Source organism: Streptomyces hydrogenans (assembly GCF_014656075.1).
Taxonomy (GTDB): Bacteria; Actinomycetota; Actinomycetes; order Streptomycetales; family Streptomycetaceae; genus Streptomyces; species Streptomyces hydrogenans.
Map to the genome: position 1 here is coordinate 1 of NZ_BNBS01000170.1, position 13,442 is coordinate 13,442.

The 13,442-nt window shown below is 73.3% G+C and carries 12 protein-coding genes; 6 read left to right on the forward strand and 6 right to left on the reverse strand.

What is annotated here, in order from left to right; all coding sequences use genetic code 11:
• Window positions 1–293: 293 nt before the first annotated feature.
• Window positions 294–1,229 (reverse strand): EamA family transporter, encoded by a 936-nt coding sequence (locus IE321_RS37900; RefSeq protein ID WP_372470182.1) that lies wholly within the window; start codon window positions 1,227–1,229, stop codon window positions 294–296.
• 151 nt (window positions 1,230–1,380) lie between these two features.
• Between IE321_RS37900 and IE321_RS37905 the strand changes: the two genes are divergently transcribed.
• On the forward strand, window positions 1,381–2,280 hold the full coding sequence (locus IE321_RS37905) for a LysR family transcriptional regulator (protein WP_190226254.1): 900 nt from the start codon (window positions 1,381–1,383) through the stop codon (window positions 2,278–2,280).
• A gap of 53 nt (window positions 2,281–2,333) precedes the next feature.
• Here IE321_RS37905 and IE321_RS37910 read toward each other — a convergent pair whose 3' ends face one another.
• A complete protein-coding gene (locus tag IE321_RS37910; RefSeq protein ID WP_190226255.1) occupies window positions 2,334–3,275 on the reverse strand; it encodes a DUF2199 domain-containing protein in 942 nt (313 codons plus the stop codon).
• Window positions 3,276–3,532: 257 nt separating this feature from the next.
• Between IE321_RS37910 and IE321_RS37915 the strand changes: the two genes are divergently transcribed.
• Window positions 3,533–4,066 carry a hypothetical protein gene (locus tag IE321_RS37915; RefSeq protein WP_190226256.1) on the forward strand — a complete coding sequence of 178 codons (534 nt, stop codon included), beginning with the start codon at window positions 3,533–3,535 and terminating at the stop codon, window positions 4,064–4,066.
• A complete protein-coding gene (locus IE321_RS37920; RefSeq protein ID WP_190226257.1) occupies window positions 4,066–4,509 on the forward strand; it encodes a hypothetical protein in 444 nt (147 codons plus the stop codon). The genes IE321_RS37915 and IE321_RS37920 overlap by 1 nt, the downstream gene beginning before the upstream one ends.
• Window positions 4,510–4,703: 194 nt before the next feature.
• Here the strand turns inward: IE321_RS37920 and IE321_RS37925 are convergent, their stop codons facing one another.
• Both IE321_RS37925 and IE321_RS37930 read right to left on the reverse strand, forming a co-directional pair.
• A complete protein-coding gene (locus IE321_RS37925) occupies window positions 4,704–5,171 on the reverse strand; it encodes a hypothetical protein (RefSeq protein ID WP_190226258.1) in 468 nt (155 codons plus the stop codon).
• A gap of 23 nt (window positions 5,172–5,194) precedes the next feature.
• Window positions 5,195–7,960 (reverse strand): FAD-binding and (Fe-S)-binding domain-containing protein, encoded by a 2,766-nt coding sequence (locus IE321_RS37930; RefSeq protein WP_190226259.1) that lies wholly within the window; start codon window positions 7,958–7,960, stop codon window positions 5,195–5,197.
• Window positions 7,961–8,011: 51 nt separating this feature from the next.
• Between IE321_RS37930 and serC the strand changes: the two genes are divergently transcribed.
• Window positions 8,012–9,130 carry a phosphoserine transaminase gene (gene serC, locus IE321_RS37935; RefSeq protein ID WP_043226810.1) on the forward strand — a complete coding sequence of 373 codons (1,119 nt, stop codon included), beginning with the start codon at window positions 8,012–8,014 and terminating at the stop codon, window positions 9,128–9,130.
• A gap of 84 nt (window positions 9,131–9,214) precedes the next feature.
• On the opposite strand, the gene IE321_RS37940 is transcribed toward serC, so the two are convergent.
• Both IE321_RS37940 and IE321_RS37945 read right to left on the reverse strand, forming a co-directional pair.
• The gene (locus IE321_RS37940) at window positions 9,215–9,583 is read right to left on the reverse strand and encodes a cupin domain-containing protein (RefSeq protein WP_043226809.1); all 369 of its coding nucleotides are present in this window, start codon (window positions 9,581–9,583) and stop codon (window positions 9,215–9,217) included.
• A gap of 85 nt (window positions 9,584–9,668) precedes the next feature.
• A complete protein-coding gene (locus tag IE321_RS37945; protein WP_190226260.1) occupies window positions 9,669–10,679 on the reverse strand; it encodes a WD40 repeat domain-containing protein in 1,011 nt (336 codons plus the stop codon).
• Between the two features lie 119 nt (window positions 10,680–10,798).
• Between IE321_RS37945 and IE321_RS37950 the strand changes: the two genes are divergently transcribed.
• Window positions 10,799–11,644, forward strand: coding sequence for an alpha/beta fold hydrolase (locus IE321_RS37950; protein ID WP_190226261.1), 846 nt, complete (start codon window positions 10,799–10,801; stop codon window positions 11,642–11,644).
• Between the two features lie 128 nt (window positions 11,645–11,772).
• The coding region (locus IE321_RS37960; protein ID WP_190226262.1) for a hypothetical protein at window positions 11,773–13,442 on the forward strand (1,670 nt) is incomplete at its 3' end.

Consider the following 13,442-nt stretch of genomic DNA (forward strand, 5'->3'; position numbering starts at 1 on the left):
CGGTGGTGGCGAACTTCTGCATGATGACTGCTCCTGCTGGTGTGCGTTCCGTCGGTGTTTCCGACATGGGAAAAGCTACGTTGCTTTCCAAGTCTCGACAACACCTTCGTTGCACCAGAACTGCATCATCCCAGCTCAAGCCCACATTTTCATTGCAATGAATCCAAATTTGACGCAACGGCATATGCCGTGACATTGCAATGACAGCACAGTGAACGCTCTGCCGCGCACACGAAGAAGCGCTCCGGAACGATCCGGAGCGCTTCGGGCGGGCGACAGAACGGCCGGGCGGCCTACAGGGCGGCGGCGGCAGCCCTCTGGGTGCGGACCGCGCCCATGCTCGCGGCGATGACGAGGGCGATCGCGAGGCCGTCCGTGACGGAGAGGGCCTGGTGCAGGACGAGGAAGCCCGCACCGGCGGCGATGGCGGGCTCCAGGCTCATCAGGACGGCGAAGGTGGGGGCGGGCAGGCGGCGCAGGGCGAGGAGTTCGAGGGTGTACGGCAGCACCGACGAGAGCAGGGCGACGCCGAGACCCAGCGCGATCGTCGACGGGACGAGCAGCGCGTCGCCCGCCTCCGCGATGCCGAGCGGCAGGGTGAGGACCGCGCCGAAGGCCATCGCGAGCGCCAGCCCGTCGGCCTGCGGGAAGCGCCGGCCCGTACGGGCGCTGAAGACGATGTACGCGGCCCACATGGCGCCCGCCGCGAGCGCGAAGCCCGCGCCGAGCGGGTCGAGCCCGTCGAAACCGCCGCCGCCGAGCAGGGCGACGCCACCGAAGGCGAGCCCGGCCCAGAGGAGGTTGACGAGCCGCCGGGAGGCGATGACGGAGAGGATCAGCGGGCCGAGCACCTCCAGGGTGACGGCGGCGCCGAGCGGGATCCGGTCGATCGACTGGTAGAAGAGGACGTTCATGCCCGCCATGGCGGTGCCGAAGGCGACGACCGTCCCCCAGTCGGCGCGGCCGTAGCCGCGCACCTTGGGCCGGCAGACCAGCAGCAGGACGAGCGCGGCCAGCACGAGCCGCAGCGTGACGACCCCGAGCGCGCCGGCCCGGGGCATCAGCAGGACGGCGACGGCCGACCCGAACTGCACGGACAGCCCGCCCGCGACGACGAGCGCGACGGGCCCGAACCGCCGCGGGCCCCCGCCGGGAGCCACCGGCCCCGCCGCCGCGGCCGGGGCCGAGGCCACTGCCTTCGCTCCCGCCACCTGGCTGTCCACGGCCACGACACCACTCCTCCCCGACCCTTCCGGGCCGGACCATAAGTCCACTCCACTAAACTCTCAGTCCAGAGTAGTGCACTCCTCCGCACTCGCGCCCCGCACCCTGACGACCGAATTCCGCTTCCACGCTACGAAGCCCCGTGCGTCGACGGAAATGCCGATCACCCTGCGGTTATGCTCCAGAGACATGACCGTGAGCATCGAGCTGCGCCACCTCCGCTGCTTCCTCGCCATCGCCGAGGAACAGAACCTGACCCGCGCCGCCGCCCGCCTCCACCTCACCCAGCCGGCCGTCTCCCGCACCCTCGCCGCGCTCGAACGGCACCTCGGCACCCGGCTCGTCGACCGCTCCACCCACCACCTGGCCCTCACCGCCGAGGGCCGCGCCTTCCGCGAGCGGGCCGCCGCGGCACTCGCCGCCTTCGAGGCGGCGGTCGACCCGGCGCGGCTCCGGCACCGCCCCCTGCGCCTCGGCCACGCCTGGTCCGCCTTCGGCCCCTACACGACCCCGCTCCTGCGCCGCTGGCAGCGCGAGCACCCCGAGACCCCGCTGGAACTCCTCCGCGTTGACGACCGCACGGCCGGCCTCGCGCGCGGCCAGGTCGACGCGGCGCTGCTGCGCGGCACGGTGGAGGCCCCCGGCCTGGTCACGGCCGAACTGACCACGGAACCGAGGGTGGCGGCCCTCCCCGCCGACAGCCCACTCGCGGACCGCCCGGGCCCCCTCACGCTCCTCGACCTGGCCGACGAGACGGTCGTCCTCAACACCGTCTCCGGCGCGACCACCCTCACCCTGTGGCCCCTGCCCGCCCGCCCCACGAGAACCCTCACGGTCGCCAACACCGACGACTGGCTCACCGCCATCGCCGCCGCCCGGGGCGTGGGCGTCTCCTCCGCCTCCACGGCGGCCCTCCACCCCCACCCCGGCGTCGCCTACCGTCCCCTCCCCGACGCCCCGCCCCTCCCCGTCCTCCTGGCCTGGCGCGACGCCTTCCCCCACCCCGCCACGGAGGCACTGGTCACGATGGCCCGCGAGATCGTCAACGGCACCTGAGGCTCCCGGGGCGGCCCGGCCGTTCGCGCGCCTCCTCCCCGGACCCGCCCCGCTCAGACGGAGGCCGGCCCGTCCTCGTACTCCCGCCGCAGCGAACGCCAGACGTGGCGGGCCCAGGGATGCTGCCCCGCCTCCTCGTACGAGCAGTACAGCCCCGCCGCCGCCCCGTCCGGCTCCACCACGTACGCGGTCAGCTCGTGCCGCGCCCGGCCGGTGTCCTCGGGCGTGAACCAGAACGCGTACCGGATCCCGCCGCCCGCCGGCCGCTCCGTGTGCTCCTGCCCCTCCGGCACCGGCGGCGTCTCCCCGACCAGCAGCGGCAGGAAGTCCTCCGCCGACCGCCCCGGCTCGTCGTCCTGGAACGTCACCAGCGCCACGGTGCGGTCCCGGGCCCCGAAGTGGTCGACGCCGTCCTCGAACCGCGCGGCGAACCCGGCGGTCCGCTCCACCGACCACCCGTCCCCGAGATCCGTCCGCACCGCGACCGGCAGCGGGTGCGGGAAGCGGGCCAGCACGTGGTCCCGGTCCCAGGTCTCCCCCAGCAGCCGCGCGGCCACCTCCCCGTGCCCCTCGACGAGGTACGGCAGCTCCTCCGCGTCCACGATCCGCCCGGTGAACTCCGCCCCGAGCACCTCCTCGCCCCACGGCATCACCGCGTTCGCGAGCCGCCCGCGCACGACCAGCTCCGGATACGCGACCTGGTCCTCCCACACGGCGGCGGCGTGCCGGAACGTCTCCTCATCGGTCTCCACCCACGCCCCGAGCACCAGCTCGGTCTCCCCCGTCAGCCGCACCGGCAGCAGACACCGCACGAAGAACCCGCCCCCGTCCAGCGCCAGCAACGCACTCGGCCCCGGCGACCGCCGCGCCTCCTCCGGCAACTCGAACGCGAGATCCGGCAACCCGAACCGCACATCGACCCGCCGCTCGTCGGCGAGCGCGTCACCGCAGCAGGAACAGGCGGAGGGGGCGGGGGCAGCCGCGAGGTCGTCCATCCCCGCACCCTAAGCCGCTCGCACACGCCCCCGCGCGGCGGCGTCGACGGCGGGGGCCGACAGGCGCCAGGCGAGTGTCCGTGCCCGACCGACGGAAAGAATTCGACACGCTCGAACCTCAAGTAGGGATCAAATCTTCGCGATTCGGCGAAGAGTTCTCGCGGAAGCGACCGATCCGCGGCCCTGGAGTGCTTGAATCGATGCCGACCACCAGAGAAACCACCATCCGACACCAGCAAAACCAGGGGGAATCGGAAATGAATCGACCTCACAAGGCGTCATTAATGCTGACCGCCACCGCGATCGCGGCGACCATGCTTTCCCCGGCGGCCGCGGCGGCCGAGGAAGGCCCCGAGCCCGCCCCGGAAGGCGTCTGCTCCGGGGGCTGGCGCAGTAACGTGTACGGCTACAAGGCCACGCACATCGGCAAGGGCCCTGTCTACAAGAGCGGCCCCGGCGGGAAGATCCGAGTCACGTCGATCACGGCCGAGACCGCGAAGACCTCGTTCACCGGGACCGCAGGCGTCACCGCCAAGTTCGCGGTCGCCGAGGCGAAGGTCGAGATCAGCCGCGAGTCCGCCACCGAGGTCAGCTGGGGAACCAACTACCAGTTCGAGCACGACATCACCCGGGGCAAGTACGGAAGCACCCAGTACGGCTCCTGGGGACACAACGCCACCTGGGAGAAGTACTACGAACTCCCCAGCTGCGCCAAGTCGCAGCGGACCTCGGGTGCGGTGAAGATCGTGAACACGTCCATGGGGTTCCGCTACTGGGAGACCAGCAGCTGATGAGCCGATTCCACCGGTCGGCGGCGAACGCCGCGGCCGTCGCCATGGCAGCGGCCCTGGTCGGCTGCTCGGGAGCGGAGAAGCCCGACCCCCGGCCGTCCGCCACGTCACCGGCCCCTGTCGTGAAGCTGACGGCTCCCGAGATCCGTCCCGGGCATCACAGGATCGCCTCGGAGGGGCCCCGTCGCGGATCCTGGGACCTGGGGGACGTCCAGCTCGCCAAGGGGATCTCCTGGGTGAACGTGAACTGCGTCGCCTCCGCCGGAAAGGGCCAGATCACTCTGACTGTCGACACGGTTGGCAAGTTCTCGATCGACTGCCCCGGCAACGAGGTCCGGATCAACGTCAACCAGCTCGACCTGGCAGAGGGAAGAAAGGGGCGCTTCCACATCGAGACCACAGATCACGTCCAGTGGATCGCCGACATCCAGGCCCCTGACTGACACACTCCCCAAAGGCGCGCAGAGCGCGGGTGATGAAATCGGCCATGCGCTCGCAGGGATTTCCCCGAGGGTTTCGCGACGCCCGAATCGACATTCGCTTCCCCCGTCGAAATCCCCTTCTCGCACGTGCTGTGCGCGCCTCACCAGTGACGACCGAACAACCCCACGGCCCCTTCCCGCACCCGCGCAGCCCGTCAGCCCTCGTAGAAGAAGGACTCCAGGTCCTCCATCGTGCCCGGGCCGCAGAAGCAGCACTCGGCTCGGGTCATGTCCTTCTCCGGTGGGGGGTGGCCCTCCTCGATGAGGCGTCGCATCCATCGCTCGGCGGGCTCGGCCATCGCGTAGATGGCGGACAGCAGCTCGGACATGCCCGCGGCCGGCGGCGGGGTGCGGCCCGCGACGGGCTGGAGGGTCCAGCCGCCGGCCCTCGCGGCGAGGCGGATCACGCCGGCCCAGTTGGAGATCCGGCCGATGCGGACGTACCAGTTGTCCTCGGTGAAGGGGGGCAGGCGGCCGCCGTGCAGGGCGTTGGTCGCGGCCGTGATGTCGGCGACCACCGCGCGTTCCGTCTCGTCGCGGACCCAGCGGCCCTCCTGCGCCTCCTCGATGGCGGCGCCCCACCATTCCCACGCGTCGTCGATCAGGGCCAGGTGGTCGTCCATCCCCGCACCCTGTCACGTCCCCCTCAGCGCGGCCCGTCCAGCCCCTCCGCGAGGACCTCCGCCAGGTGCCGGGCCCTGCGCCGGGCCAGGTGGTCGATCTGGGTGCGGCAGGAGAAGCCGTCCGCGAGGATCTCCGCCGTGTCCGGGGCCGTGCGCAGGGCGGGCAGGAGCTGGTCCTCCGCGCAGGCCAGCGACACCGCCTCATGGCCGGGTTCGAAGCCGAAGTTGCCGGCCAGGCCGCAGCAGCCGCCGGCCAGGGCGCCCGTCAGTCCGGCCTTCTCGCGCAGTCTGCGGTCCGCCGCGTCGCCGAGGACGGCGTGCTGGTGGCAGTGGGTCTGGCCCGCCACCGGGCGGTCGATCCTCGGCGGGGTCCAGTGGGGGGCGAGGGTCTCCAGGGCCTGGGCGAAGGTGAGGACGGACGCCGCCAGGCGGGTCGCTCTCGGGTCGTCGGGGAGGAGTTCGGGGAGGTCGGTGCGGAGGGTCGCCGCGCAGGAGGGTTCGAGGACGACGACGGGGCGCGTCTCACGCTCCATGACGTCCAGCGTCCTGCGCATCACCCGGCGCGCCGCGCCCAGCCGGCCCGTCGACACGTAGGTGAGCCCGCAGCACACCCTTCCGGGCGGCAGGGTCACGCCGAGGCCCGCCTCCTCCAGGACCCGGACCGCCGCGGTGCCCACCTCGGGGGCCAGGTGGTCGGTGAAGGTGTCGGGCCAGAGGGTGAGGGCCGGGGGGCGGGAGGAGGCACGGTCGGCGAACCAGGCGGTGAGGGTGCGGGCGGCGACCCGGGGCAGGGGGCGGGTCGGCGTCACGCCGGCCAGCCGGGCCGCGAACGGCAGGCGCGTCGCCACGTTGACCGCCCGGCCGAAGAGGTCCAGCCAGTGCGGCAGGCCGCCCATCGTCCAGTGCGAGCGCGGGCGCCGCCACCGGCCGACCGGGCCCGCGTAGTGCCGTTCCAGGAACTCCGCCTTGTACGCGGCCATGTCGACGCCCACCGGGCAGTCGCTGCGGCAGCCCTTGCAGGAGAGGCAGAGGTCCAGCGCCTCGCGCACCTCCTCCGAGCGCCAGCCGTCGGTGATCACCTCGCCGAGGGCCATCTCGTGGAGGAGCCGGGCCCGCCCCCGGGTGGAGTGCTTCTCCTCGCCCGTGGCGCGGAAGGACGGGCACATCACCGCGTCCCCGGTACTCGGCCCGGCCACCCGGCACTTGGCGACGCCCACGCACCGGGCGGCCTCCCGGCCCACCCCGACCAGCGGCAGGCCCTCGAAGCGGAGGCCCTCGTCCAGCGGTCTCGGGCGGACCAGCATCCCCGGGTTCATCCCCCCGTCCGGGTCCCACACGTCCTTCACCGCCCCGAAGAGGGCGACCAGTTCGTCCCCGTACATCCTCGGCAGCAGTTCGGCCCGGGCCTGGCCGTCGCCGTGCTCGCCGGAGAGGGAGCCGCCGTGGGCGACGACGAGGTCGGCGACGGCCTCCGAGAAGCGGCGGAAGTCGCGTACGCCCTTCCCCGTCCACAGGTCGAAGTCGACGCGGACGTGCACGCAGCCGTCGCCGAAGTGTCCGTACGGGATGCCCCGGAGGCCGAACTCGGCCAGCAACGCCCGGAACTCCCGCAGGTACGCGCCCAGCCGGGCGGGCGGCACCGCGCAGTCCTCCCAGCCGGGCCAGGCGTCCCCGCCGCCGGGCAGCCGGGTCGCCGTGCCGGCCGCGTCCTCGCGGATCCGCCACAGGGCGCGCTGTCCGGCCGGGTCGCGCACCACCGCCGCGTCGACGGCGTCGGCGGCCCGGACCAGGGCCCGCGCCGCCCCTTCCCCGTCCACCTCGCAGAACAGCCAGGCCCCGCCCCTCGGCAGCCCGGTCGCGCCCCGGACGAGGTCGGCCGCCATCCCCTCGACCGTCAGCGGCCCGTACGGCAGCAGTCCCGCGGCCGCGTCCGCCGCCGCCGTCTCGTCGGCGTAGCCGAGGACGACGAGGACGGGCTCGGCGGGCAGCGGGACGAGGCCCACCGTCGCCCCGGTCACCACGCCGAGGGTGCCCTCGCTGCCGACGAAGGAGCGGACGACGTCGGTGCCCCGCTCGGGGAGCAGCGCGTCGAGGGCGTAGCCGGAGATGCGGCGAGGCAGTCCGGCGGGGTAGCCGGTCCGCAGGAGGGCGAGGTGGCGGCCGACGAGGTCGAGGAGGCCGGGCGGGGCGCCCTGTCCGCCCGTCCCGAGCGTCAACCTCTCCCCCCGGTGGGTCACCACATCCAGTGAGCGGATGTTGTCGGCGGTCGTGCCCCAGGCGACCGAGTGCGCGCCGCAGGCGTTGTTGCCGATCATGCCGCCGAGGGTGCAGCGGCTGTGGGTGGACGGGTCGGGGCCGAAGGTGAGGCCGTACGGGCGGACGGCCTCCCGCAGGCGGCCGAGGACGAGTCCCGGCGCGACGACGGCGGTGCGGGCCTCGGGGTCGACGGAGAGGAGGCCGTTCATGTGCCGTGTGAGGTCGAGCACGACGCCGGTGCCCGTCGCCTGGCCCCCGATGGAGGTGCCGGCGCCGCGCGCGACGACGGGGACGCCGTGGCGCCGGCACACCTCCAGGGCGGCGGCGACGTCGTCGGCGTCGCGCGGCGCGACCGTACCGGCGGGCACGCGGCGGTAGTTGGAGGCGTCCATGGTGGCGAGCGCCCGCGCGGAGGCGCCGAAATCGACGTCTCCGGCGAGCGCGGACCTCAGCTCGGCGGCGAGTGCTCCGCCCTTTCCCGCGACTCTCTCGTCTGTTCCCACAACGCAAGGATGTCTCGTTCCTCGTCTCATCCGGCGGACATCGCGCGCTCCGGGCCTTCCCGACCCGATACTCTCCGGCTCGTGGCCGATATCCAGATTCCCGCTGACATCAAGCCCGCAGACGGTCGTTTCGGCGCGGGCCCCTCCAAGGTGCGGACGGAGGCGCTGGACGCCCTGGCCGCCACCGGCACCTCCCTCCTGGGCACGTCCCACCGCCAGGCTCCGGTCAAGAACCTGGTCGGCGAGGTCCGTGCCGGCATCTCCGCGCTGTTCTCGCTGCCCGAGGGTTACGAGGTGATCCTGGGCAACGGCGGCTCCACCGCCTTCTGGGACGTCGCGACCCACGGGCTGATCGAGAACAAGTCGCAGCACCTCACCTTCGGCGAGTTCTCCTCCAAGTTCGCGAAGGCCGCGAAGCTGGCCCCGTGGCTGGCCGAGCCGACCGTGATCTCCTCCGACCCGGGCACCCACCCGGAGCCGGTGGCCGAGGCGGGCGTCGACGTCTACGCCTACACCCACAACGAGACCTCGACCGGTGTCGCCGCCCCGCTGAAGCGGGTCGCGGGCGCCGACGAGGGCGCGCTGGTCCTCGTGGACGCGACCTCGGGCGCGGGCGGTCTGCCCGTCGACATCACCGAGACGGACGTCTACTACTTCGCCCCGCAGAAGTCCTTCGCCGCCGAGGGCGGCCTGTGGCTGGCGGCGTTCTCGCCGGCGGCGCTGGAGCGGGCGCAGCGGATCCACGCGTCGGGCCGTCACGTCCCGGAGTTCTTCTCCCTGCCGACGGCGATCGACAACTCGCTGAAGAACCAGACGTACAACACCCCGGCGCTGTCGACCCTCTTCCTGCTGAACGAGCAGCTGAAGTGGATCAACGGCCAGGGCGGTCTGGAGTGGGCCGTGGCCCGCACGAAGGAGTCCTCGGACGCGCTCTACACGTGGGCCGAGGAGTCGAAGTACGCGTCGCCGTTCGTCACCGACGCGGCGAAGCGCTCGCAGGTCATCGGCACGATCGACTTCGCGGACGAGATCGACGCGGCCGCGGTCGCGAAGGTGCTGCGCGCGAACGGCATCGTGGACACGGAGCCGTACCGCAAGCTGGGCCGCAACCAGCTGCGGATCGCGATGTTCCCGGCGGTCGACCCGGCGGACGTGCGGGCGCTGACGGCCTGCGTCGACTACGTGATCGAGAAGCTCTGATCACCGCCCCTCACCTGTACGAAGGGCCCCGCACCGGTCGTGACCGGCGCGGGGCCCTTCGCGTCGGTCCGGTCACGGGGCGGGTCAGCCGCCCGCCTGTGCCTTCACGTGGTCGATGACGGCGTCGAACTCCGCCGTCGGCGAGAACTCGACGACGTCGACGTCCTCCAGCGCCTCGGGGGCGTGGCCCGGGCCCCAGTAGTAGGCCTGGCCGGCCTCGTAGACCTCCTCGCCCGTCGCCGTCCGCATCCTGATCCGGCCCTTGAACACGTACCCCCAGTGGGGGCACTGGCACAGGTCGCCGTCCAGTCCCTTGAGCGCGGGCGCCAGGTCGGTGCCCTCGGGGAGGTGGATGAAGGCGACGCTCATGCCGCCGCCCGCCTCCCGCTTCCGGAAGTCGAGGCCGCCGCCCTCCATGGCGACCGGGGTGCCGTCACGCGTGAATGCCGTCATACCGCTTCACCTCTCCGGTTCTTCGGTCTCCTTCCAGTCTCGACCCGGGGCGGCCGGGCGGCGAGGGCGGAGCGGCCGGGGCGGGTCAGCGGCGGAGGAGGCGCTTGATGCCGAGGACGAGGACGGTGCCGCCGGCGAGGACGAGGAAGCCGGTGGTGGCGCTTCCCTGCGCGCCGGCGTCGGCGGGTCCCGCGGTGGCTCCGGGCGCCGGGGTGCCGGTGCCCGTGCCGGGCTGTGACGGGGCGGAGCCCCCGCCCTCCGGACGGTCCCCGGCGTCCTCGCGGTCGACCCGGACGACACGGCTGCGCACGCCCTCCGAGCCGAACATGAGGGCGGAGCCGTCGGTCGTGTACGTCACGGATTCCGCCTGGCCCTGGAAGGGGGCGCCGGGGGAGGTGCCGTCGCCCTCGATGCGGCCGTTCTTCCAGTCGTACTCGCGGGCGCTGAAGTAGCTGCGCAGGAGGAGCCGGTCGCCGTCGGGCGAGAAGGCGCCGTCGGTCACCCAGGGGACCTCGCCGATGCGCCGGAAGGTGTTGGTGCCGGAGGTGGAGAGGCGCTCGGGGCCCTCGTACAGGCCGCCGCCGTCCTCGTTCTTGCTGGCGATGTAGACGCGGCCGGTCTTCGGATGGACCATCAGCGCCTCGGCGTTGCGGGGGCCGTCGGCGTACTTCACGTCGTACTGCTTCGCCTGGACGGTCCGGTCGCCCAGGGTCTTGGGCTCGGGGAAGCGGTAGATCCAGACGTGGTCCCAGGAGCCGTCGAGGTTGTCGCCGATGTCGCCGACGTAGATGTCGCCGTCCGGGCCGACGGCGATGGCCTCCATGTCCCGGGGGGTGCCGACCCCGGCCATGGTCAGGGTCGCGACCGTCTCGCCCGTACGGGAGTCGACGCCGAAGATCCGGGGCTGGTCCTGGTCGTTGTGCGTCCAGTAGATCCCCGGGTGGGCCCGGCTCGCGGCGAGGCCGCTGGACTCGGTGATCCGCTGGTCCTGGATCGTGAAGTCCTGGTCGGCGGGGCCGGGGTCCGCGTACGCGGGGCCCGCGGACAGGGCGAGGGCCGCGACGGCGGCGAGGACGGCACGGGATCCGGTACGCATGCCCCCCAGCCTGCCACGCCCCTCGCGGCCCCGCCGGGTCCCGGGGTCCCGGCCCGCTCCTCCCCCGGCCGGTCGAAACGTGGTTGACCTGCGGTGAGGGCGCTGTCATGGTCACGGCCATGCCTACCTTCTCCGCGCCCGACGGCACCCTCCTCGCCTACCACGAGTCCGGATCGGGGGCCGGTGCGCCGCTGGTCTGCCTGCCCGGCGGCCCGCTCCAGGACTCCGCCTACCTGGCCGGGCTCGACGGCCTCGGCGGCCGCCGGACCGTCCGGCTCGACCTGCGCGGCACCGGCGCCTCCGCGGTGCCGGCCGACCCGGCCTCGTACCGCTGCGACCGGCTCGTCGGGGACGTGGAGGCGCTGCGGGTCCACCTCGGGCTCGACGCCGTCGACGTCCTCGGCCACTCGGCGGGCGCGAACCTCGCCGCGCTGTACGTCACGCGGCACCCGGAGCGGGTCCGGCGGCTGGTGCTCGTGACGCCGGGCGCGGCGGCGGCCGGGATCGACACGGCGCCGGAGGAGCGGCTGGCGGCGGCGCGGCCGCGGGCCGGGGAGCCGTGGTTCGCGGAGGCGTACGCGGCGCTGGAGGAGCTGACGGCGGGGCGCGGGACGGCCGAGACGTTCGGGAAGGTCGCGCCGTTCTTCCACGGCACCTGGGACGACGCGGCGCGCGAGCGGCACGCGGCCTCGCACCGGGAGCGGAACGGGGAGGGCGCCGCCGTCTACGGCAGCGAGGGCGCCTACGACCCGGCGGCGACGCGCGCGGCGTTCGCGGGGTTCGGGCGCCCCGTGCTGGTCGTCGCCGGCGAGGGCGACGCGAACACCCCGCCGCCGACGGCCGCCGCGTACGCGGAGCTGTTCCCGGCGGCCCGCCTGGAGGTCCTGAAGGGCGGCGGGCACTTCCCGTGGCACGACGACGCGGCGTGGTTCGCGGACCGGGTGGCGGAGTTCCTGGACGCGTAGGCGGCACGGCGCGCCCGGATGCGGGAGGCGGGAGGAGCCCTGTACAACCTTCCGGGCGGGCGGCGGGTCTGGGGGGTGTGGCGCTGGGGCGCCGCACCCGCTCATCCCTCGTACGAGGAGGCCCCGCCTTGTCCCGTGCCCACGCCCGCGCCCGCGCCCGCCGCATCCATCCGTCCCGGCTCCGCCTGACCGCCGCCCTGGCCGTCACCCTCGCCGCGACGACCGCCGTCACCGTGGCGGGGCCGGGGATCGCGGCGGCGGTCTCCACCGCCGTGGCGCAGGAGACCGCGTCCGGGGCGACGCTGCCGGTGCTCACCGCGCAGAGCTTCACCGACAGCGTCGGTGCCACCGGCTTCCTCACCGAGCACAGCTACTACCCGGCCTACGCCGCCACCTGGACGCGGTACGACGGCACCTCCGTCCGTCTGCCGGCCGACGGGTCCCACTACTCGGGCGCCGCCGAGAGCGACGTCGTGGTGGGGTACAAGGACTCCCGTTACACCGTCCATGACATGGCCGGGGGCGGCGACCCGGTCGTCATCGACAGCCCGTACGGCCTCTACCAGGTCAACGGCTCGACTCTCGTGATGGTCGACAAGGCCACCAAGACCCTCCACCTCGTCAGCCGGGAACCGGGCGGCCAGATCGTCGACCGCAAGGTCACCGGGCTGCCTTCCGGAACAGTCAACGCCGCCTACTCCTCGGCTCCCGGCACGATCGCGGTCCGCCTGGTCACCGGCGACGCCACGACCCGGGACGCGGTGATCGACGTGCCCACGGGCACCGTCACCGGGCTGTACGACACGAGCCACGAACTCGACGGACCCCAGGTGACACCGGATCACATCGCCTGGCAGACCTACGACAGCGGCACCACGATCGTCGACCGGCACACGGGGGTGTCCGAGACCGTGCCCGGCCAGGCCACGCTCGCCTTCGGCGACGAGTGGCTCGCGGTCAACGACGCCGGCCGGTTCACCCTCCGGTCGCGGAAGGACGGGCACACGGTCGCGCCCTTCCACTCCGCGGGCCAGGTCACGCCCGGCCCCGACGGCACGCTCCTCGTGGGCGGCATCAGCACGGCGGGCGACTGGGGCTTCTTCCACGTCGCCCTCGGCGCGGACGGCGAGCCGAAGGTGACCATGGTGGCGGACGTCCCCGACGGCCAGGAGCTCACCCTGCGGAGCCTGTCGGTGCCGAGCCGGACCAGCGGCTACACAAACTTCAGCTGGGACATCGGCGACGGGTCGGCGAGCTTCGGCTTCAAGCTGACCCACACCGCCACCGGCCTGACGAAAACCATCTACAACAATCACCCCGATCCGTTCGTCACCTGGGACGGCCGGCTGCGCGAAGACTTCGGCGCCTACAACGGCACGTACACGTGGAAGATGCGCGCCACCCCGGTGCGGGAGCCCTTCGGGCCGTCCATCGAGCGAACCGGCACCTTCACCATGGCCCGCCCCACGGAGCGGCGCGACTTCAACGACAACGGCGCCGCCGACGCGCTCGTCCGCGACGGCTCCGGCAGGCTCCTCGCTTATGAGATGAGCGAGTTGACGGCCATGCGGACCGACGAGGAGTGCTACGAGACGGTCTGCCAGGCCCCCCTCACCAAGCCGACCCCGGAGCTCCTCGGCACCGGCGGGTGGAACATCTACACCCTGCTGGCCTCCCCCGGGAATCTGGCCGGCGGAGCGGCCGACGACGTCATCGGGCGCGACCGCGACGGCGTGCTCTGGCTGTACCAGAGCGAGAAGCAGAAGCTGCTGCCCCGCACGAAGATCGGCGGCGGCTG

Excerpts from the sequence above, each read along its gene's own strand:
- IE321_RS37905 (WP_190226254.1), top strand. The coding sequence starts at position 1,381 with ATGCCGATCACCCTGCGGTTATGCTCCAGAGACATGACCGTGAGCATC.
- IE321_RS37910 (WP_190226255.1), bottom strand. The coding sequence starts at position 3,275 with ATGGACGACCTCGCGGCTGCCCCCGCCCCCTCCGCCTGTTCCTGCTGC.
- IE321_RS37915 (WP_190226256.1), top strand. The coding sequence starts at position 3,533 with ATGAATCGACCTCACAAGGCGTCATTAATGCTGACCGCCACCGCGATC.
- IE321_RS37920 (WP_190226257.1), top strand. The coding sequence starts at position 4,066 with ATGAGCCGATTCCACCGGTCGGCGGCGAACGCCGCGGCCGTCGCCATG.
- IE321_RS37925 (WP_190226258.1), bottom strand. The coding sequence starts at position 5,171 with ATGGACGACCACCTGGCCCTGATCGACGACGCGTGGGAATGGTGGGGC.
- IE321_RS37930 (WP_190226259.1), bottom strand. The coding sequence starts at position 7,960 with ATGAGACGAGGAACGAGACATCCTTGCGTTGTGGGAACAGACGAGAGA.
- IE321_RS37940 (WP_043226809.1), bottom strand. The coding sequence starts at position 9,583 with ATGACGGCATTCACGCGTGACGGCACCCCGGTCGCCATGGAGGGCGGC.
- IE321_RS37945 (WP_190226260.1), bottom strand. The coding sequence starts at position 10,679 with ATGCGTACCGGATCCCGTGCCGTCCTCGCCGCCGTCGCGGCCCTCGCC.
- IE321_RS37950 (WP_190226261.1), top strand. The coding sequence starts at position 10,799 with ATGCCTACCTTCTCCGCGCCCGACGGCACCCTCCTCGCCTACCACGAG.